We start from the raw sequence: 18,981 nt of genomic DNA, 5'->3' as shown, positions 1-18,981 counted from the left end.
GCTGATCGCGTAACATTTATGGCCCGCAGCTGCAGGTAGCGGGACTTTTCAGGGTTAAGGTAAGGGTTATGAGCATGAAGAATTTGGGGCTGCCACTGGTTGCACTCACTTTTCTGGTATTGGCCGGTTGCGCGACGCAAACCGTAGTGACATTGCAAAATGGCACGCAGTATTTAACCAAAGACATACCGAAGACCAATACCGCCGACGGTTTCTATGAATTCACCGACATCGCTGGCAAGCACATCCGCGTCAAAGCCGGCGATGTGGCCACGGTTCGCAAGGAAGACTGATCCCCCTCCGCACATTTTGATCGGCGTGACGCTATGGCTGCGCGCCCATCGGCCCAAACGCCTCATCGACTTGTGCCAGGTCGGTATCGCGCAGGTTGCCAGCGTAATAGTGCAATTTGGTCCAGGCCATCAGGTAGTCGTAGCGCGCCTGGGCCAGGTCGCGCCGGGTACTGTAGAGCTGCTGCTCGGCGTTGAGCACATCGAGGTTGACCCGCTCGCCGCCGAGGATGCTTTGCCGGGTCGACACCACCAGCGCCTCGGCCGAGGTCAGGGCTTTCTGGTAGGCGCGTAGCTTGCTGACGCCCGACAGGCAGGCGCTGAACTGGCGACGCAGTTCGATCAGGGTTTCACGGGTCTTGCCTTCCAGCTCGTATTCGGCCTGCTCCATGGCGCGACTGGCCTGGCGCGTGGAGGCAGAGATAGCGCCACCGGCATACAGCGGCAGGCTGACTTCGACGCCAATGGTGTTGGTGTCGTAGCGCTGGTTGTAGGTGTTGCCGCTGTCGGACTCCTGCTGGCGCGAACTGGCATACGCGGTGATCTTCGGCAGGTGCCCGGCGCGGTTGCGCTCCACTTCATAACGCGCCACTTCCAGGGCCTGGCGTTGCGAGGCCAGCGTCGGGTTGTTGCTGATCGCCAGCGCGTGCCAGGTGTCGTAGTTGGCCGGCGTCAGGCTGAAGGCGGCGAAACGCTGATTGAGCGGCGCGAGGTCGTTGATGTTGACGCTCTGCACGCCGATCAACGCGCCCAACTCTCTTAACGAGGCGTCCTGTTCATCCAGCGCCTGGATTTCTTCGGCAGTGGCCAGCTCATAGCGCGATTCGGCTTCAAGGATGTCGGTGCGCGTGCCCTCGCCCTGCTGGAACAGGTGCTGGTTCTGCTGAAACTGCTGCTCGAAGGCCTTTTTCTTGGCGCGGGCAATCTCGATCTGGTCTTGGGCGAACAACGCTTGGGTGTAATAGCTCAGCACCCGCACCAGCAGCGCCTGGCTCTTGTCGCGAAAACTTTCATCGGCAAACAGCGCCTGGGCCACGCCCTTGCGGTAGTTGGCATAGGCTTCGTAGTCGAACAGCGGCTGCTGCAGGCTGAAGGTGGAGCCGTAGCTGTTGTAATTACGCTCGTCGCGATAGCTGCCGCCGCGCCCGTCAGGCAGGTGCGCTTGGGAATTGTTGCGCCCTTTGTTGTAGTTGTAGGACAGCCGCGGCAGCAGCCCGGCGCGGCCGATGGTGCGGTTTTCCAGGCCGGCGTCGCGCTCCTTGATCGCGCCGAGAAACACTGGATCGTTGCGCAGAGCCTGTTCGTACACATCGAACGGGCCCATGGCGGCCTGGGCAGGCGCACAGCTCAACAGCAAGGCGATGAACAACGGTTTCATGTTCATTCCTCGGTCAACGCAGAGCCGGCGCGGTCGAGCAGCGGCTTGAACAGGTAATTGAGCAACGAGCGCTCGCCGGTACGCACAAACATCTCGGCGGGCATGCCTGGCTTGATCACCAGGCCGTGGAGTGTTTCCAGCGCGGCCTCGCTGACGGTGGTGCGCAGCACGTAGTACGGCTCGCCGGTTTTTTCGTCGAGCAGTTGGTCGGCGGAAATCAGGCTGACCTCTCCCGGCACACGCGGGGTACGGCTCTGATTGAAGGCGGTGAATAGAATATCGACCGGCAGGTGGGTGCCGACCTTGTCCACCAAGTGGACCGGCAAATGCCCCTCGACTTCCAACCGCGTACCCTGGGGCACAATCTCCAGCAAGGTTTCCCCGGCGCGCACCACCGCCCCTTCGGTGTGCACGCCAAGGTTGACCGCAATGCCATCGGCCGGTGCGTTGATTTCGCTGTGCTGCAGGTCGAACCCGGCGGACGTGAGTTGCTGCTCCAGGGTCAGGCTGCGCAGTTGCGCGTCGGCCAGTTGGCTGCGCACTTCCTTCTGGTATTCCTCGCTGTGCTGCTGCAGTTTGAGCCGCGATTCGAGGATGCCCTGCTCCACGCGGCCGCTTTCGCCAGTGTTCTGCGCCAGGTCCTGTTGCACCTGGGACAACTGGCGCTGGTACTCCATCAAGCGGTTGCGTGGGATGTAGCCATTGTCGGCCAAGGGCTGCAGATTACTCAGTTGGTCGCGCAGGGATTGGGCCTGGGCGGTCAGGTCGCTGCGCGCGCGGAGCATGCCATTGAGCTGCGCCCTGGCGCCGTCGATATTCGCGCGAATCCCCGCCTGTTCGCGGGCAAAGGCTTCGCGGCGGCTGCTGAACAGTTGGCGTTGACCTTCTAGCACCAAGGCCAGCGCGGGGTCGGGAGTGGCGCTGAGTTCGGCGGGGAAAACGATGACGGCGCGATTGTCGCGTTCGCTCTGCCAACGCGCCACACTGGCCCAGGCCATGCGGTACTGCGCTTGCAGCGATTGCACATCGGCCTGGTTCTGGGTCTGGTCAAGACGAAACAGCGGCTGGCCCTGTTTGACCGTCTCACCTTCACGCACAAGAATCCGGCTGACCACACCGGGGCTGAAGGTCTGCACCGCCTTGCGCTTGCCCGAAACCACCACGGTGCCCTGTACCGGAATACCCTGGTCCAGCGGCGCCAGGCTGGCCCAGAGGAAAAACCCACCGGCGCCGAGCACCGTCAGCCACCAGCCCATGCGCACGAAGAAACCGGCGCCGCGTTGTTCAACAGAGAGAATGCTCATGCGCCTGGATTCCTTCCGGCTTGATACTGACGACTGAAACTGACGCCGGTTTGTTCCTTCGGCGCCGCTTGCTGGCCGGACAACGCGCGCAGCACTTCCTGACTCGGCCCAAACGCCTGCAAGTGACCTTCGTTGAGCACCAGCAACTTGTCCGCCTGGGCCAGGGCCGAAGAGCGGTGGGTGACAAGAATCACGCTGCTGCCCTGGGCCTTCATCTGCACGATGGCGCTGGCCAGCGCGGCTTCACCGACGGTGTCGAGGTTGGAATTGGGTTCATCCAGCACGATCAGCCGCGGCCCGCCATACAGCGCACGCGCCAGGGCGACCCGTTGCTTCTGGCCACCGGACAGGCCGCCGCCGTTGTCGCCCAGCACCGTGTCGTAGCCTTGGGGCAGGCGCAAAATCAATTCATGTACGCCGGCCTGTTGTGCCGCCTGGACCACCTGTTGCGGATCGGCATCGCGAAAGCGCGCGATGTTGTCGGCGATGCTGCCACTGAACAGTTCGATGTCCTGGGGCAGATAGCCAATGTGCGGGCCGAGATCGTCACGGTCCCAGCGGTGGATATCCGCGCCATCCAGGCGCACGGTGCCGGCCAGGGTTGGCCACACGCCCACCAGCACACGGGCCAGGGTGGACTTGCCGGAGCCCGACGCGCCAAGCACTCCCAGCACTTCGCCGGCGCCCAGGCTGAAACTGACCTGATGCAGCGTCGCCAGGCGTCGCCCCGGCGGGCCAGCGCTGACCTGCTCGAAACCCACCTGGCCGTTGGGCGCGGGCAATGCCATCTGCGCGACTTCCGGCGGGAACTCGCGCAGTAACTCGTCAAGCCGCTGATAGGCCAGCTTGGCCGAACTCCACTGCTTCCACACCGCAATCAACTGGTCGATCGGGCTGAGCACCCGGCCCATCAGGATGGAACCGGCGATCATCATCCCGGCGGTCATCTCGCCTTTGATCACCAAAAACGCGCCCAGGCCGAGCACCAACGATTGCAGGCACAGGCGCAGGGATTTGCTCAGTGAGGTGATCACCGAACCGGTGTCGCTGGCCGTGTTCTGCAAACCCAAAAACTCTGAATGCACGGCGAACCAGCGCTTGCGCAATGCGCCGAGCATGCCCATGGCCTGGATGGTTTCGGCGTTGTGCAAATGGCTGGTGGCCAATTGGCTGGAGTGCTGGGAGTAGCCGCTGGCCTCGCCCAGGGGTTTTTTGGTCAGGTATTCATTCAGGCAGGCCAGACCGATCAGCAACAAGGCCCCCGCCGTGGCCAGCACGCCGAGCCACACGTTGAACAGGAAAATCACCAACAGATAGATCGGAAACCACGGCGCATCGAAAAACGCGAACAGCGCCGGCCCGGTGATGAACTGGCGGATGTGGGTCAAATCAGCGAGGGATTGCCCGGCATGCCCCTGGCCGCGCTGCAGATTGCGTTCGAAGGCGGCTTTATATACGCGCAAGTTGAAGCGTCGCTCCAACTGGCTACCGATGCGGATCACGATAAAACTGCGGATGACTTCCAGGCAGCCAATAAAGGCGAAGAAGCCTACGACCATCAGTGTCAACATCACCAGTGTGGTTTCATTCTGGGAGGACAACACGCGGTCATACACTTGCAGCATATAAATGGACGGCACCAGCATCAGCAGGTTAATCAATGCAGTGAAACAGCCAACGCTGATCAAAATACTTTTATATTCACCCAACGCCTTGAATAACGGCGCGACGACTTGGGGCTTCGCCATAGTGCTTGATCTTCCTTGAACCCAATGACCGGCAATAGTTACCCCAACCCCTGAATAAGCGGCGGCCAACTAGTAAATTCGAGTTATAGCGTTATAACTGGAAACTAAGGTATTCGTTGCAATGTCACGAGATCGCCGGATGGCGTGCGTGCCTGGTATTCACCGTCGCGCTGGCGATTCAAGTGGGTAATCCCTGAGCCTTCGGCATTCATCAACCAGATCCCGTCCGGTGTCGGCGACCACGTCAGGGGTTTGTCCCCCAGCCACTGCTCAACACATGCCACGTCGCCACCCAAGGCGTTGGCCTGCTCCAGCAAATCCAGGGCACAGACCTGATCCTCTCGGTGCAGTTGCCAATGTCCGGCCAACTGGGCGGCGCTGGGTAAAACAAGACTGCTAGCCATTGCGTGGGCTCCTGCCGACACGAACAACACCTGTAGGACACAGGCGATCAAATGAGAAAAACGCGGCATGTGCATGCTCCTTCCCGGAAGCGCGGCGCCGAAACGCCGCGCTCGTGCATCAGGCCACGATGTCGCTGACAGCGGCCTGGCCCACGGTGGTGACGAGGAAATCCGCCACGCCGTGCCCGGAGAAGTCCACGGCCAAGGTACCCAGGTGGGTGCCCGAGGCATAGCTCAATACCGCGTCGCCGGCATGCCCGGTGAACGCGTTGACGAAGCTCAGGCCCGCGCCTTGGGTGATGCCGCTCAGGTCGATCTTGTCGGAGCCGCTGGTGAAGTCAAAGATCTTGTCCGCCGCCCCTGGCTTGGAATCGGAACTGGCACCGAACACAAAGGTGTCGTTACCGGCGCCGCCCCACAGTTGGTCCGCCCCGCCAGCGCCGTAGATGAGGTCGTTGCCGGCCCCGCCCTTGATCAGGTTGGCGGCATTGTTGCCGATGATCAGATCGTTGCCCGCACCGCCAAAGGCGTTTTCCACGGTGACGCCCTTGGCGATGGACACATTGCCCACCAGGCCGCCAACGTCGGAGAACGAGGTCTCATTGAGGTTGATCTTCTGGTTCTGGGTGAAACCGGAGAAGTCCAGGGAGTCATTGCCACCGCCGTCCCAGACCGAAAACACCAGCTTGTCGGCGTTGGAAGTTGCGCTGAGGAAATCACGCCCGGTGTTGGAGTTGAAACCGTAGGTGGTGTCACCGGCGCGGGTGGCGTAGTTGGCGCCGTAGAGCTTCTGGATCGCCGCGATATCGTCGATCAATGGCCCGGAGGCGTAGGCCTCGACCCCGCCCTTGCTGAAGTTCTGATTGGTGTTGCTCTCACTCCAGTAACTCATGAGGCTGTAGCCGCGCGTGTCCTGTCCATAGGTCGCATCGTTGTAGGTCGGGTTGCCATTCCCGGCGTTGTAATCGCCAGGGTGAGCCAGGCCCAGGGTATGGCCGATCTCGTGGGTCAGGGTCTGCCGGCCGTAGTTGTTCAGGTCCGGGGTCTTGTTGGGCGTGTAGCTGCTGTTGGTCAGGTACCACGAGGTGCCGTCGTAGCCCGCGCCGGTGCCGGGCAGGTAGGCGAAGGCCGCCGCGCCGTCCTGGCCGCCGCTGTAGTTGCCGAAGGTCATATGCCCATCGCCGCCGCTGGCCTTCTCGGTGAAGGCGACGTTGGCGACATCCGACCAGGATTGCATGGCCAGTGCGGCCTGGGCTTTCTGCTGGCTGTTGAACTGGCTGAAGCCCGAGATGCCATGCTTGTTCAGCGTGCTCGAGGAGGCCGAGGTCAGGAAGGTGTAGGTCAGGTCGATCTTGCCGTTGCCGTCAAAGTCCCGGTAAGCAGCGCCATCGCGCAGCAGTTGAGTGGCCGCCTGGTCAACGGAATAAGAGGGTTTACCATTGATCGTGAGGTTGCCGCCACGGTCGTACAAATGACTGAAACTATCAATTTGCGTATACGCAGTGCTGGCTTGCGCGGCAGATACAATAGCCTGGTCTTTTACTTTTGACATAAACGTACTTCCTTGTGTGCAAGTGCATCAGTCTTGGGTCGATAGGAACCTCGCTGGCGAGATCGTCCTATCACTCGCCTCTTTTGAAGGCGTCACGAAACTGACACAACTTGAAATCTTTCGTCTACATCTATTTACGCAGTGAAAACCGACAAGCCAGCAACTTAAGCAAGTCGCGTGCAATGTTTGTAGGGGGTTAGTTGCTTTTGTCCGACAAAAACCGCCGCGCTGTTATTTAAATATTAAATAGCGGTAAAGCCGCTCAACTTGAGCGGCGCACTTGCTTAGATGGATCCAATATATTGTCACGGTGTCATTCGCCGCATTAAAGAGCCAGCATCTTTATAAATACACCGGATTATCGGCAGCTGTTCCAGCCCATCTCGCGCAACGCCTGCAACAGTGTTTCGCCGTCCAGACCCGGCACTCGCACCCCGTCGTCGGTGGTCATGCTCTCACCGGCCAGCATGGCGTTGACGATCGCCTCCTCCACCGCCTCCGCCGCGGCGAGGAACAGCGGGGACATATGATCGTTATTGACCATCTGCACCGCGCTGCTGAACGCCAGGTCCTTGCGCCCATAGTCCGCCGGGGGCAGCGCCTGATTGCCGGTGGCGAAGGCCAGGAACAGGTCGCCGCTGGAGTCCTCGGTGCCGCCGCCGGTGCGCGCAATGCCGATAGACGCGCGTTGCGCCAGGCGCCGGCATTGATGGGGCAGCAACGGCGCGTCGGTGGCCAGGATCACCACGATCGAGCCCATGCCCGGCGTGCCCCGCTCGGCGAACGGCGATGGAATCGCCATCAACTGCCGGCCCACCGGGTAGCCGTCGACCCGCAGTTCCTGGCGCTTGCCATGGTTGGCCTGCACCAGCACGCCGACCGTCCAGCCGCCCTGCTCCGCCGGCAACCGGCGCGACGCGGTGCCGATGCCGCCCTTGAATTCATGGCAGATCATCCCGGTGCCGCCGCCCACCGAGCCTTCCTGCACCGGGCCACTTTCGGCGTGGTCCAGCGCCTCGCGCACATGCGCAGGCTTGACGTGCTGGCCCCAGATATCGTTCAGCAGGCCATCGTAGGTTTCCATCACCACCGGCATGCACCAGTACACGGCCGGGTCCGCCAGACGCTCGCGCTCCAGGGCAATCAGGGTGTCGCGCACAATGCCGAGGCTGTGGGTGTTGGTGATCGCCAGTGGTGTGGTCAACAGCCCTGCTTCGCTGATCCACTCCAGGCCAGTGGCGTCACCATTGCCGTTGAGCACGTGATACCCGGCAAAGCACGGCTGCTGCCGCGCCTCGCCGGCACGCGGCTGGACCACTGTGACGCCGGTACACACCTGTTTACCGTCGACGCGGGTCTTGAGCGTGCTGTGGCCGACCCGAACGCCGGGAACATCGGTGATGGCATTCAACGCGCCGGGCGTGCCCAGCCCCAACGTGATGCCCAATTGACGTGCGCGCATAACCACTCCTTACAGTTTCTGATACGCCGGACTCAACCGGCCACTGATGCAATACAGAATCACCGACAGCGCCAGCAAGCCGATGATGACCATGATGTCGCGCACCGAAGCCTCCGCGATCAAGGTCATCAACAGATACCCGGCGCCCAGCACCGCCAGCAATGCCGGCAGCGGCCACAAGGGCATGCGATACGGATGTGCGCGCTCACGCAGCAGCACCCGGCTCATCAGCGCACTCAAGGCCACGATCAGGTACACCAGCATGATCAGCAGCACACTGAACGAGGTGAGGTCCGCCAGGTTGGAGCTGAAACTCAGCAGCGCCGAAGGGATCGCCAGGAACAGCGTCGCCAGCCAGGGCGAATCCCAGCGCGGGTGAATGCGCGTGAACAGTTTGTTGATGGTCGGCGTCCACAGCGCATCGCGGCCGCTGCTGAACACCACGCGGCCGATCTGGATCACGATGGCGACGATGGCGTTGAATACCGAGAGGAAGATCCCGGCACTGACCAGGCGTGACAAGGTTTCGTTGCCATGGCTGGTCAGCAGGTAGCCGATGGGGTCGGGGCTGCTGATCATCGCACTCAGCGACGGCGCGCCGATCAGCAGCGCCGTGATCGGCACCAGTTCGATCACCACCACCAGCCCCAGGGACCACAACACCGCTTTGTGTACGCCCTTGCCGCCGCATTTCATGTCTTCGGCCAGCAGCACCGCCGGCCCGTAGCCATTGAAGGAGAACAGACCGATGCCGACCGCGCCGATCACCAGGGCCCAGGGCGCCAGGTGCAACATGCCGTTTTCGACGATCTGCGGCTGAAACAGCACGCTGACCGGCTGCACCGGATGGCCGAAGCCGAGGAACACGATCACCAGCAAGGCCGCCACTTCCAGCAGCAGGCAAGTGCCGGTGATCCAGGCATTGAGCTTGATATTGAGGATGCCCAGGGCGTAACTGCACACCACAATGACCAGCGCAACGGTCTGGGCATCGAACCGGGTGCCCAGGGCGTTATTCAAGTAGGTCGCCGCGCCCGTGGCCAGTACCGGTGGGATAAACAACAACATCACCAGTACCGTCAGGAACGTCGCATAGCCCGCCATGCCGCCGAATACCCGCTTGGCATACACATATTCACCGCCAGCGCTGTTGTGGGCGCGGCCCAGTTCGGCGTAGCAAAAGGCGAACATCAGCGCGAGCAAGGCGGCCATGACAAAGGCCAGGAACACGCCGCTGCCGGCCTGTTGAATGGCGAACGGGGCGATCACGAACACCGAACTGGCGGGCGTCACCGCCGAAACGGTAATGGCCACCACATCGAAGACGCTCAGGGTGGGCTTGAGCACGCCGTCAGGCGCGGGGGAAGCACTCATATCGTTATCCTCTGTCGTTGTTTTTGGTGTGAGGCAGAAACGAAAAGTCTGAAAGTCGTGGGATATGTTTCCCACTCAATGATCGCGAAGTTAAAGCCAGAGCTGTTGTCAGCCAATTCCCCTATTGGCGTACTCCCCTTGACGACACCCGGCAAAAGCCGAACCCTTGGCCGATCTTTTGATGAGGGGAACCTGTGACATGAGCCTGTTCAGGGAAGTCGGCATGCATGCAGGGCTGGGGCGCACCCTGTCACAGATCGGCAGCGAGCGATTCTGGAAACAGCTGGTGCTGTTGTTGCACCAATGCCTGCCGTTCGATAACGCTCTGGCGATTTTCTACCCGCTCGACGGCCTGCCCCAGGCCCTGGAGGAATACGACGCCCAGCCCAGCAGCAAACCGGCGTCGATGCTGGTGTACCTCAACGGCCTGTACGTGCTTGACCCGTTTTTCCAGGCCTGTCGCGAAGGGTATGCCAGCGGCGTGTACCGCCTGGAGGAAGTGGCGCCGGACCATTTCCGCCAGAGCGAATACTTCCTCAATTACTTCCACGACAACGTGCTGGAAGACGAGGTGCAATTCATCCTGCAACTACCTGGCGCGGGCACGTTGTCGCTGTCACTGGGCATGCAGCGGCGCTTCAGTGCTGAAGAAACCGGGCTGCTGACCACCTTGGCGGCGTGGGTGCTGCCGTTGATGCAGCAGCATTGGCAGCAAAGCACCCAGCGTGTACCGGCAGCGCAGGCGATGGCCAGCCAGATTCGCGATGCATTGAGCCATTTCGGCTGCGGCGTGCTCTCGGACCGCGAGCTGGAAGTCGCCCGCCTGGTATTGCGCGGGTTCTCCTCCAAGGCCATGGCCGAGCGCCTGAATATCTCGCCGGATACGGTCAAAGTGCATCGCCGGCATCTGTACGCCAAGCTGGATATTTCTTCGCAGCCGGAGCTGTTCTCGTTGTTTATCCAGTCGTTGGGGCATGACCTGGAAAACCCCTGAAATCCAAATGTGGGAGGGGGCTAGCCCTCTCCCACATCAGTTCTTCAGCGCCCGGTACGAATGGTGTTCCACACCCGCGTGCGAACCCGGTCGATATTCAGCGGCATCGCTTCCAGCGCGAACAACTTGCCCATCATTTCCGCGCTTGGGTAGATCTTGGTATCGGCCTTGATTGCCGGGTCCACCAGGCTGTCCGCCGCACTGTTGCCGTTGGCGTAATGAACGGAGTTGGTGATGTCGGCCATCACTTGGGGCTCCAGCAAGTAGTTCATGAAGGCATACCCGGCCTTTTCGTCCGGGGCGTCGGCGGGCATGGCCACCATGTCGAACCAGATCGCGGCACCTTCCTTGGGGATCTGATAGCCGATGTTCACGCCATTCTTGGCTTCCTTGGCGCGGCTTTCGGCTTGCAGCACGTCGCCGGAGAAACCGACGGCCACGCAGATGTCGCCATTGGCCAGGTCACCGGTGTATTTCGAGGAATGAAAGTACGCCACGTAGGGGCGAACTTTCATCAGCAGCGCCTCGGCTTTCTTGTAGTCCTCAGGCTTCTTGCTGTGGGGTGGCAGCCCCAGGTAATTCAGAGCGATCGGCAACAATTCCGGGCCATTGTCGAGGATGGCCACCCCGCATTTGCTGAGCTTTTGCATGTATTCGGGCTTGAAGATCAGGTCCCAGGAATTCACAGGCGCGTTATCGCCCAGCACCGCCTTGACCTTGTCGACGTTGTAGCCGATGCCGGTGCTGCCCCACAGGTACGGGAAGCCGTGGGCGTTGCCCGGGTCGTTGTTTTCCAGGGCCTTGAGCAGCACCGGGTTGAGGTTCTTCCAGTTGGGCAATTGGCTCTTGTCGAGCTTCTTCAGGGCGCCGCCCTGGATCTGCCGCGCCATGAAGTGGTTGGAGGGGAACACCACGTCATAGCCGGAGTTACCGGTCATCAACTTGCCATCGAGGGTTTCGTTGCTGTCGTACACGTCGTAGCTGAAACCGATGCCGGTTTGTTTCTGGAAGTTCTTCGTGGTGTCCGGCGCAATGTAGCTCGACCAGTTGTAGATCTTCACCGTCTCGGCGGCCTGACTGATAGCGGCCACCAACATCAAGGGCAACAGGGCAATGGCTTTCATGGTTCGATTTCCTGGCGGTTTTAGGGCTGTTTTTATGGCAGGCGATCAAGGATCAAAGCGTTACAGGATCAATACATAGGTCTTGCGCACGGTTTCCTGGATATCCCAGGTTCCGCTGCTGTTGGCCGGCAACATCAGTGCATCGCCAGCTTGTAGGTGGACGATTTCACCGTCGTCAGGGGTGAAAGTGCAGCGGCCCTGGATAAAGTGGCAAAACTCCTGGGCTTTGATCTGTCGACGCCAGCGGCCAGGGGTACAGGCCCAGATACCGGTTTCGACGCCGTCGCTGCGCTCCACGCTCAAGGTCGACGCCACGGCGATCGGCTCGCCCAGGGGCACGGCGACAGGTGACGAATCCGGCAGGTGGGCATTCAGCGTGTCTTTGAAGTGAGTGATGCTCATGGGACTACCTGTGTGAGTGGAACGGCTCAGTGCATAAAACTTTCCATGAAACCCGCCACGCCGATCGCCAACTTGCGGCGCCAGGGCGCGGTATTGGGGTTGGCCAATACCTGGTCCTCATGGACAAAACTGCGAATGATCGCGTTGTAGCCCAGCCAGCGGCACGGCTCCGGCTCCCAGGCCTTGAGCGCCTCCAGGCCACGCTCGCGGATCACCCAGGGTTGATGGGTCAACGGCGTCTCCTGGCCCAGGATCAGGTCGGCCAGGGTGCGGCCGCCCAGGTTGGTGGCACCGACGCCCTCCCCGCCGTAGCCGCCGGACAACGCGATGCCGGTGGCGTGATGGCAGAGCATGTGCGGCCGGAACTGGCGCGACATGCCGAGGTTGCCGCCCCAGGAGTGGGTAATCCGCACGTTTTTCAACTGTGGGAACAGCTCGCCGAACAGGTAGCGACGCAGCGCCACTTCGCTGTCGGTCAAATCGAAGTCGTGGCGCAATTTACCGGCAAACTGATAACCGCCACGGGCGCCGAACACCAGACGGTTGTCGGCCGAGCGCTGGCCATAGGTGACCTGGCGACTGCTTTCGCCGAAGGCCTGGCCATGCCTCAGGCCGATGTCGTCCCAGGTGCTGGCGGGCAATGGCTCGGTAGCGACGATCAGGCTTTGCACCGGCAGTTGGTAGCGACCCAACGGCGCCAAGGTGGTCGCGTAACCCTCGACGGCCGGCACTACCCAGGCGGCACGCACGCCGGCCTTTGCAGTGCGCAGGCGGCCGGACTGCCAATGGGTAACGGGGGAGTTTTCGTAGATCTTGACGCCCATGCGTTCCACCACCCGCGCCAGGCCGCGGACCAACTTGGCTGGGTTGATCGTCGCCACATGGGGCGCATAAACCGCGCCAAAGGGCTTGGCGATTCGCAGTTGCTCAGCCAGTTGTTGCGGGTTCAGCCAGCGGTAGTCGGCCTCGGTGAGGCCTTGGGCGTAGAGCTTGTCCAGATAAAGGCGCAGGCTGCTTTCCTGCTCGGGGTAACGCGCGGCGCAGTACAGGGCGCCGCCCTTGCGGTAGTCGCAGTCGATGCCTTCGCGGGCCAGCACCTGCGCCACTTCGTCGGGAATGCCGTGCAGCAGGTCAAACGAAGCACGCCGCTGCTCGGGCGTGAGGCCGGCGAGTAAACGGTCTTCCCCCAACAGGTTGCCCATCAACCAGCCGCCATTGCGCCCGGACGCGCCGAAACCGGCGGTTTGCGCCTCGATGATCGCGATGTTCAGTTCGGGCGCCTGGCGCTTGAGGTAATACGCAGTCCACAGGCCGGTGTAACCGGCGCCGATGATGGCCACGTTGACGTCCAGGTCGTGCTCCAGAGACGGCCGCGCCAGCAGCGGGTCGTCCAACTGGTCCATCCATAAACTGATAGTGCGCCATGCCGGCATGCCAGGTTCTCCTACCTCGTTTCGATAGGCTGGATCCTAGAGCGGGATGTCAGGGGCTGTCTTGCGCGCGTGCACGCAGGGAAATGTTGGCGCGACCTGCTGCCCCGTCAACGCCGAATGATTGGCGCTAACCGACGCGGGCAGAGGCTGCGGGGCCGACTATTTATTCTACCCCTTGAAGGCGTACTGGACGTTTACGATAGTCGTTCGACCGTCAACACTGAACTCACAACTCACGTCCCCGAATAACCGTTTAAGAGGGATGCTCCTGGTGAGCGATACCTTGCCTGTGTGAGCGGGATAGCTGTTACCGGTTTGATGGTCGACGTAAATAACATCTTTAACACTCTCCCCGCCCACCTGGTATGTACCCGTCGAAATGGTGGGCGGTGTGAGTTGCACTTGAACCGCTTCGAATTTATCCGGGTTCTCGTCAACGGTTCGGGCACCGAAAAACCTCAGCGCACCGTCTTGCTCATCCATATACACACGGTCCGCTTGAAAGGTGTGACCCGTTCCGTCGATGTTAATGATTCCGTCCATGCGGCCTTCACTCTCTGGACCGTTCGGGTGGGCGGATTTATTGTGCTTAGACATAGCGGCACTCCAACTGAAAGAAAAGATGCCTGGGCATTACACTACGAATCCGCGAATGAAAAACCTGTCGAACATGACAGGTTTAACCCACATCTTTTTTATTGCCAGTTGATCTAGCCGACTCGCCCTCAAAGCGCCCTTTAATGTAAGCCTTCGGCGTCAGGCCGGTGTGCTGGCGAAAAGCGCTATAAAACGCCGATAACGAATTGAACCCCGCCGCATAGGCCAAGTCGTCCACGCGTATGGGCGGCCTGGCTTTATCCAGCGCAGCCAGCAAATGCACGAGCCGAGCCTGATTGACATAGCGATAGAAGGTTTGCCCGAGGACTTGATTGAGCAAGTAGGAAATCTGATTGCGACTGTAACCGCACTCCTTGGCAACCCGTTGCAGGTCCAACTCCGGGTCCAGGTAGGGTTGTTGCTGCTGGAAGTAGTGCTGCAGGTCGTTGGCCATATGCCCCAGTTGCTGGGGCGACAGGCCCAGGCGGCTGACGCTCGGGCGCGTGGTTTGGGGGCTGTGCTCATGCACCAGTGACGCATATTCGTTGACCCGCCAGATCAGCCCGTCGCGCACGGTGATGGCCTCACTGGTACGGAACGACACCAGGCCCTGCCCGCCGCGCAGGGTGATGCGGTACTGGATGAACGCGGTGTCGCCATCGGCGCGAATGCGGTCCATGTGCTCGATGGCCTCGTCGGGCCCGCGCGGCATGCTGGCTTGCAGGTACTCGCGCAGCTCGGCGTAGCCGACGACGCGGTTCTGGAAGAAGTCGTGGTACTGGATGTGCGGATGGTAGTAAGACATCACGCCATCCAGGTCGCGATGACGCCAGCACAGGTGGTGGCGCGTCACTAGCTCGCGCGTGGCGTGGGTGTGCTGGCAATCATCGTCCGCGGCGGTGTGGGGCATGCATGGCTCTACGACGGGTAAAAGGTGGAGGTTGCCGAATTTCAGCGCTGCCATCAATGGCCGACGGCAACTTCTGACTAATGGCCTTTTGCCAAGCCTTTAGCAAGACATGACACACGTCAAGCTATAGGAAAAGAACCGCCGAACGGGGTGAAAAAACTGCCCTTGCATTTATGAACGAATGCTATTTTTACACTCTCACTCGCTGTGACCAGTGACGGTCATGGCCCCCTGCCGCGAGCTAAAGGAAGCGCTCAATGAACAAGGTGGGCAACATGAACAAAGTGACATTCCCCAACGCCTGCCAGCTGATGCGCTGGCATTTCCATCCCATGGGCTTCGAAGGGAGCATGGACGCTCCCGGCAGTATGGTCGCGCGTCTGTTCGACCGCGCCAGCGGCGAGACGCTGATCGCCATCGCTGGCATCCCCTGCGCCACCGTGATGAATGCTACCGATGTAGAGCGCATCATCGAAGCGGTGGAAGCGGAGCTGGAGTGTTTTGTGCCGCCGCATTTGTTAAGGGCTTGAACACGACCAGCGGTGCGCCAGTCGAGCGGTCTATCGACTGATGCACCGCTATTGCGGGCAAGCCCCTTCATAGGGCCTGTGCCAGGCAGTGCTTAGCGCTGATCGTCAAAAAACGCTTTCTTGGCGTCTACCCGTTCCGATGCCTTCGGTACATTCACAGCCTGGCCCTCGGGCTTTTCCACATACCAGTAGCAATGGCTTATGGCGCGGGTAATGCCGACATAGGCCAGGCGCAGCACTTCGTCTTTTTGCGCGTTGTCATACGGTTCAGTGTCGCCAGCCTTGCCCAGGCCCGCCATCCGGTACACCTGGTTCTTGTAAGGCGAACGGGTGACATGCTGGCAATCCCCAAGCAGGAAAACCGCATCCGCCTGCAGGCCTTTGGCGCTGTGATAGGTCAGTTGTTTCAGCCTGCGCGCTGCCGACGGCAAGCTAGAATCAACATTAATAACGGATTTAATATGCTCTTGAATCAATAACTTATCACTACTTTTTCGATAAAGCATTAACACCGAATCGCCCTTTTCATAGTGTTCCTGCAGTCGACGACCCAGCGCCGCATCGTCGCGTTCCAACACCGTAACGGGCACCAACGCCTTGGGTGCGCCGCAGGCCTTGGCCTTCTTGCCGGGGATCGCCGGCGCTGCGCGCACAATGTGTTCGGCGGCATCGATGATGTGCTGATGGCTGCGGTAGTTCTCGCCGAGCATGACGCGGGTGGTACTCGGTGACGCAAATTCCTTGTTGAACTCCATGAAATACTTCGGCGAACTGCCGCGCCAGCCATAGATCGACTGCCAGTCATCCCCCACGCACAGCAGTGACGAATGCTGGGCGCCGCGCCCTACATGCATGGCAGGCCCACGGCTGCGGATTTCACGCAGGCTGGCGCGCAGCCAGGACACAATCTGCGGCGAGACGTCCTGGAACTCATCGATCATCAGGTGTGACAACGGCCGCAACAGGGGGTCGCTGAGCAACTTGAGGTTTTCCGGGGTGTTTTCGCCAAACAGCGAGAACATGCGGTTGTAGGTCATGATCGGCGGCGACTGGTCGAGCAGATGGTCTTCCAGGGCTTTCCAGAAAATGCTCAGGGCCTCGAAAAAGTAGCGGTCCGGATCGTCCTTGGCGAAGCTCATCTGGCCCACGGCGCCGGGCACATCCAGACCGAGATTCTCGATGAAGCCCGCGGCCATGACAAAGCAGTCCAGCAACGGCGCCGACGCCAGCTCGCCTTTGACCTTGTAATCGAACCCCGGCCCTGCGCTGGCGTCACCGGCCAGGCTGCTCAAAAGACGCTTAGATGACTCATAACTATCCAACCATATCAAAGGCTTACGACAGAATGCTTGAAACAAGGTGCGCTTTACCGCCCATTCCGCACGTACCGACAGCTTGGCATTGGGGCGGCTGACCTGGGCGTTTTCCCGTGAATCGAAGCCCAGCACGACCCAGGCATCCAGCTCGGGAATATAGCCATGGCAATGAAACTGCGCGCCATTGATCTCCACGGTCTGGCGACTCGGCTCAATCCCCTTGATGGGCCAGGCACCCGCACGAAACCACAGGTCTTCAAGCACGTCACACAGTTCTTCATCGCGCTTGGCGGCCAGTTCCGTCACCGCCATGCGCTTCTGCACGTCCGGGTGATCACGCTCCAGCTCCTTGAGCTGCAAGCCATGGCGCGCCAGCGGTGCAATCAGTTCGCGAAAGCGCGCATGCTGGCCGTGCAGCCGGTGGTAGCAGGCGTTCATCTGCTGGCGCTGTGCCTCATTGAGGCGCAGGTCGAACGGGTTGCTGTCCGCATCCTCGAAGCCTGCGCCGAGGTTCTCGAACGCCTGCAACCGCTCGAAGCCCGGCAGGCTGCGCACCATCGGCAGGATACGCGAGTGAAAGGTCCGAACTACGGTCTGGGCTTGTTTTATATCAATGGGTTGCCCCCACAAGCTAAGTATTTCCATGAGCTTGTTGATGAAGTCCTTGCGCGACTCACGGGTGAACGTCACCACGGTCATCGAGCTCAGCTCGAAGCCCAGGTAATGGGTAAGCAGCAGGATACGCAACACCAGCGAGGTGGATTTGCCCGCGCCAGCACCGGCTATCACTGAAGTCGACGGCGTGTCGCTGAAGATCATCTTCCATTGCGCGGCGCTGGGCTGGGCGTGGGCCGGCAGCAAGCGCGCCACATCGGCTTTGATACGCTTTTTCAGATCGGCCGTCAGCGGCAACCGCCAATCATCGAACAGGCTGTCATCCACCCCAGGCGCACGGTGCTCTTGCGGGCGAAAGTCGCGAATCAGCAGGACTTGCCGGCCTTCCTCGATGCCGTCGGCCTTGCCCTCGCGATAGCCGTACTCAACGCCCGCCTCGTGCCCACTGCGAAAACCATCGGCCTGCCCATGCAGCCAGGAGAACCGGTGCTGCGCGCGCAAGCGGGTCAGACCATGCCCGAACAATCGGGCGGCGAGCCGCTTCAACCACGGCATTTCGGCCAGGGGGCGCAATTCAGGGGGCAGATCAGGCTGTTGTTGCGGCACGCGGACTCCTGCGATGAGCTGGGTGTTGACGAGTGCGCCATGGTCGCCGGAATCGCCGCGCAGTTCCAGCCAATTGCTTTGTCGTCATGCAGTTAGGCGATGAAGTGAAAGTCAAAGCGCCCGAAACAAATCCAATAAATCGATAGGAATAAGGCAATTTTTACGCTTTTTATCGATCATGCGCTGTTAGATGATGAGTGCCATCAACGGGAGACGATCATGCTCGAATTACGACCTTTCACCGCCCTGGGCGGCGCCCATCATGGCTGGCTTGACGCCCATCATCACTTTTCATTCGCCGAGTACCACGACCCCAAGCGCATGCACTGGGGCAACCTGCGGGTCTGGAACGATGACATCATCGCGCCCGGCACCGGTTTCCCCCAGCACCCGCACCGCAACATGGAAATCATCACGTATGTGCGCGAAGGCGCCATCAGCCACGCCGACAACCTCGGTAACAAGGGCCGCACCGAGGCGGGTGACGTGCAGGTCATGAGCGCCGGCACCGGGATTGCCCACAGCGAATACAACCTGGAAGCCATCCCCAGCAAGATTTTCCAGATCTGGATCATCCCCAACGAGGCCGGCCTGCCGCCGTCGTGGGGCGCCAAGCCGTTTCCGAAAGGTGACCGCGAGGGCTTTGTGACACTGGCCAGTGGCAAGGCCGGTGACAGCGAGAGCCTGCGCATTCGTGCGGATGCGCGCCTGGTAGCCGCCAACCTGAAAGCCGGGGAAAGTGCCGAATACCGCCTGGACAGCGGGCGTCGTGCTTATCTGGTGCCGGCGACAGGAGTGATTGAGGTCAATGGCTTGCTCGCGCACGCTCGAGACGGTGTCGCGGTGGAAGATGAACAACTGCTGCGCGTGACCGCGATAGAAGACAGCGAGATCGTGCTGGTCGACCTGGCCTGATGTCGAGGCGAAATGTAGGAGCGGGCT

At 60.8% G+C, this 18,981-nt stretch carries 17 protein-coding genes; 4 read left to right on the top strand and 13 right to left on the bottom strand.

The window, feature by feature from the left end:
* Nucleotides 1-68 precede the first annotated feature (68 nt).
* Entirely contained in the window at nucleotides 69-293 is a 225-nt protein-coding gene (locus tag U5A08_RS14000; RefSeq protein WP_247405211.1) for a YgdI/YgdR family lipoprotein, read from the top strand.
* Nucleotides 294-324: 31 nt separating this feature from the next.
* Here U5A08_RS14000 and U5A08_RS13995 read toward each other — a convergent pair whose 3' ends face one another.
* The 7 genes from U5A08_RS13995 to U5A08_RS13965 form a co-directional block, all read right to left on the bottom strand.
* Nucleotides 325-1,668 carry a TolC family outer membrane protein gene (locus tag U5A08_RS13995; protein ID WP_321852022.1) on the bottom strand — a complete coding sequence of 448 codons (1,344 nt, stop codon included), beginning with the start codon at nucleotides 1,666-1,668 and terminating at the stop codon, nucleotides 325-327.
* 2 nt (nucleotides 1,669-1,670) lie between these two features.
* Nucleotides 1,671-2,972 carry an HlyD family type I secretion periplasmic adaptor subunit gene (locus U5A08_RS13990; RefSeq protein WP_321852020.1) on the bottom strand — a complete coding sequence of 434 codons (1,302 nt, stop codon included), beginning with the start codon at nucleotides 2,970-2,972 and terminating at the stop codon, nucleotides 1,671-1,673.
* Nucleotides 2,969-4,720: a type I secretion system permease/ATPase gene (locus U5A08_RS13985; protein ID WP_321852018.1), complete on the bottom strand. Its 1,752-nt coding sequence runs from the start codon at nucleotides 4,718-4,720 to the stop codon at nucleotides 2,969-2,971. The genes U5A08_RS13990 and U5A08_RS13985 overlap by 4 nt, the downstream gene beginning before the upstream one ends.
* Nucleotides 4,721-4,824: 104 nt before the next feature.
* Nucleotides 4,825-5,193, bottom strand: a complete 369-nt coding sequence (locus U5A08_RS13980) for a protease inhibitor Inh/omp19 family protein (protein ID WP_253395715.1) — start codon at nucleotides 5,191-5,193, stop codon at nucleotides 4,825-4,827.
* Nucleotides 5,194-5,242: 49 nt separating this feature from the next.
* Entirely contained in the window at nucleotides 5,243-6,676 is a 1,434-nt protein-coding gene (locus U5A08_RS13975) for a serralysin family metalloprotease (RefSeq protein ID WP_253395713.1), read from the bottom strand.
* Between the two features lie 358 nt (nucleotides 6,677-7,034).
* Nucleotides 7,035-8,138, bottom strand: coding sequence for a DmpA family aminopeptidase (locus tag U5A08_RS13970; RefSeq protein WP_321852017.1), 1,104 nt, complete (start codon nucleotides 8,136-8,138; stop codon nucleotides 7,035-7,037).
* 9 nt (nucleotides 8,139-8,147) lie between these two features.
* Complete coding sequence (locus U5A08_RS13965; RefSeq protein WP_017845710.1) at nucleotides 8,148-9,512, bottom strand: APC family permease; 1,365 nt, start codon at nucleotides 9,510-9,512, stop codon at nucleotides 8,148-8,150.
* 199 nt (nucleotides 9,513-9,711) lie between these two features.
* Between U5A08_RS13965 and U5A08_RS13960 the strand changes: the two genes are divergently transcribed.
* On the top strand, nucleotides 9,712-10,506 hold the full coding sequence (locus U5A08_RS13960; RefSeq protein ID WP_017845709.1) for a helix-turn-helix transcriptional regulator: 795 nt from the start codon (nucleotides 9,712-9,714) through the stop codon (nucleotides 10,504-10,506).
* A 44-nt stretch (nucleotides 10,507-10,550) separates the two neighbouring features.
* Here U5A08_RS13960 and U5A08_RS13955 read toward each other — a convergent pair whose 3' ends face one another.
* The 5 genes from U5A08_RS13955 to U5A08_RS13935 all read right to left on the bottom strand — a co-directional run bounded on the left by U5A08_RS13955 (nucleotide 10,551) and on the right by U5A08_RS13935 (nucleotide 14,972).
* A complete protein-coding gene (locus tag U5A08_RS13955) occupies nucleotides 10,551-11,630 on the bottom strand; it encodes a polyamine ABC transporter substrate-binding protein (protein WP_017845708.1) in 1,080 nt (359 codons plus the stop codon).
* A 60-nt stretch (nucleotides 11,631-11,690) separates the two neighbouring features.
* Nucleotides 11,691-12,032, bottom strand: coding sequence for a cupin domain-containing protein (locus U5A08_RS13950; protein ID WP_321852015.1), 342 nt, complete (start codon nucleotides 12,030-12,032; stop codon nucleotides 11,691-11,693).
* A gap of 26 nt (nucleotides 12,033-12,058) precedes the next feature.
* Nucleotides 12,059-13,465: an NAD(P)/FAD-dependent oxidoreductase gene (locus U5A08_RS13945; RefSeq protein ID WP_253395704.1), complete on the bottom strand. Its 1,407-nt coding sequence runs from the start codon at nucleotides 13,463-13,465 to the stop codon at nucleotides 12,059-12,061.
* A gap of 168 nt (nucleotides 13,466-13,633) precedes the next feature.
* Nucleotides 13,634-14,062: a hypothetical protein gene (locus U5A08_RS13940; RefSeq protein ID WP_321852013.1), complete on the bottom strand. Its 429-nt coding sequence runs from the start codon at nucleotides 14,060-14,062 to the stop codon at nucleotides 13,634-13,636.
* An 82-nt stretch (nucleotides 14,063-14,144) separates the two neighbouring features.
* Nucleotides 14,145-14,972, bottom strand: a complete 828-nt coding sequence (locus tag U5A08_RS13935; protein WP_046383340.1) for a helix-turn-helix transcriptional regulator — start codon at nucleotides 14,970-14,972, stop codon at nucleotides 14,145-14,147.
* 257 nt (nucleotides 14,973-15,229) lie between these two features.
* Here U5A08_RS13935 and U5A08_RS13930 point away from each other — a divergent pair, with 257 nt between their 5' ends.
* Nucleotides 15,230-15,502: a DUF1652 domain-containing protein gene (locus tag U5A08_RS13930; protein ID WP_017845703.1), complete on the top strand. Its 273-nt coding sequence runs from the start codon at nucleotides 15,230-15,232 to the stop codon at nucleotides 15,500-15,502.
* A 92-nt stretch (nucleotides 15,503-15,594) separates the two neighbouring features.
* Here the strand turns inward: U5A08_RS13930 and U5A08_RS13925 are convergent, their stop codons facing one another.
* Nucleotides 15,595-18,039, bottom strand: a complete 2,445-nt coding sequence (locus U5A08_RS13925; protein ID WP_321852010.1) for a UvrD-helicase domain-containing protein — start codon at nucleotides 18,037-18,039, stop codon at nucleotides 15,595-15,597.
* Nucleotides 18,040-18,258: 219 nt separating this feature from the next.
* Here U5A08_RS13925 and U5A08_RS13920 point away from each other — a divergent pair, with 219 nt between their 5' ends.
* Complete coding sequence (locus tag U5A08_RS13920) at nucleotides 18,259-18,954, top strand: pirin family protein (RefSeq protein ID WP_321852008.1); 696 nt, start codon at nucleotides 18,259-18,261, stop codon at nucleotides 18,952-18,954.
* Nucleotides 18,955-18,981: the final 27 nt, after the last annotated feature.

It is taken from the genome of Pseudomonas paraveronii, assembly GCF_963681955.1.
Taxonomy (GTDB): domain Bacteria; phylum Pseudomonadota; class Gammaproteobacteria; order Pseudomonadales; family Pseudomonadaceae; genus Aquipseudomonas; species Aquipseudomonas paraveronii.
Note: the sequence above shows the minus strand (reverse complement) of the source record. Positions and strands in the feature narration are given on the sequence as shown.

Excerpts from the sequence above, each read along its gene's own strand:
- U5A08_RS14000 (WP_247405211.1), top strand. The coding sequence starts at position 69 with ATGAGCATGAAGAATTTGGGGCTGCCACTGGTTGCACTCACTTTTCTG.
- U5A08_RS13995 (WP_321852022.1), bottom strand. The coding sequence starts at position 1,668 with ATGAAACCGTTGTTCATCGCCTTGCTGTTGAGCTGTGCGCCTGCCCAG.
- U5A08_RS13990 (WP_321852020.1), bottom strand. The coding sequence starts at position 2,972 with ATGAGCATTCTCTCTGTTGAACAACGCGGCGCCGGTTTCTTCGTGCGC.
- U5A08_RS13985 (WP_321852018.1), bottom strand. The coding sequence starts at position 4,720 with ATGGCGAAGCCCCAAGTCGTCGCGCCGTTATTCAAGGCGTTGGGTGAA.
- U5A08_RS13980 (WP_253395715.1), bottom strand. The coding sequence starts at position 5,193 with ATGCCGCGTTTTTCTCATTTGATCGCCTGTGTCCTACAGGTGTTGTTC.
- U5A08_RS13975 (WP_253395713.1), bottom strand. The coding sequence starts at position 6,676 with ATGTCAAAAGTAAAAGACCAGGCTATTGTATCTGCCGCGCAAGCCAGC.
- U5A08_RS13970 (WP_321852017.1), bottom strand. The coding sequence starts at position 8,138 with ATGCGCGCACGTCAATTGGGCATCACGTTGGGGCTGGGCACGCCCGGC.
- U5A08_RS13965 (WP_017845710.1), bottom strand. The coding sequence starts at position 9,512 with ATGAGTGCTTCCCCCGCGCCTGACGGCGTGCTCAAGCCCACCCTGAGC.
- U5A08_RS13960 (WP_017845709.1), top strand. The coding sequence starts at position 9,712 with ATGAGCCTGTTCAGGGAAGTCGGCATGCATGCAGGGCTGGGGCGCACC.
- U5A08_RS13955 (WP_017845708.1), bottom strand. The coding sequence starts at position 11,630 with ATGAAAGCCATTGCCCTGTTGCCCTTGATGTTGGTGGCCGCTATCAGT.
- U5A08_RS13950 (WP_321852015.1), bottom strand. The coding sequence starts at position 12,032 with ATGAGCATCACTCACTTCAAAGACACGCTGAATGCCCACCTGCCGGAT.
- U5A08_RS13945 (WP_253395704.1), bottom strand. The coding sequence starts at position 13,465 with ATGCCGGCATGGCGCACTATCAGTTTATGGATGGACCAGTTGGACGAC.
- U5A08_RS13940 (WP_321852013.1), bottom strand. The coding sequence starts at position 14,062 with ATGTCTAAGCACAATAAATCCGCCCACCCGAACGGTCCAGAGAGTGAA.
- U5A08_RS13935 (WP_046383340.1), bottom strand. The coding sequence starts at position 14,972 with ATGCCCCACACCGCCGCGGACGATGATTGCCAGCACACCCACGCCACG.
- U5A08_RS13930 (WP_017845703.1), top strand. The coding sequence starts at position 15,230 with ATGAACAAGGTGGGCAACATGAACAAAGTGACATTCCCCAACGCCTGC.
- U5A08_RS13920 (WP_321852008.1), top strand. The coding sequence starts at position 18,259 with ATGCTCGAATTACGACCTTTCACCGCCCTGGGCGGCGCCCATCATGGC.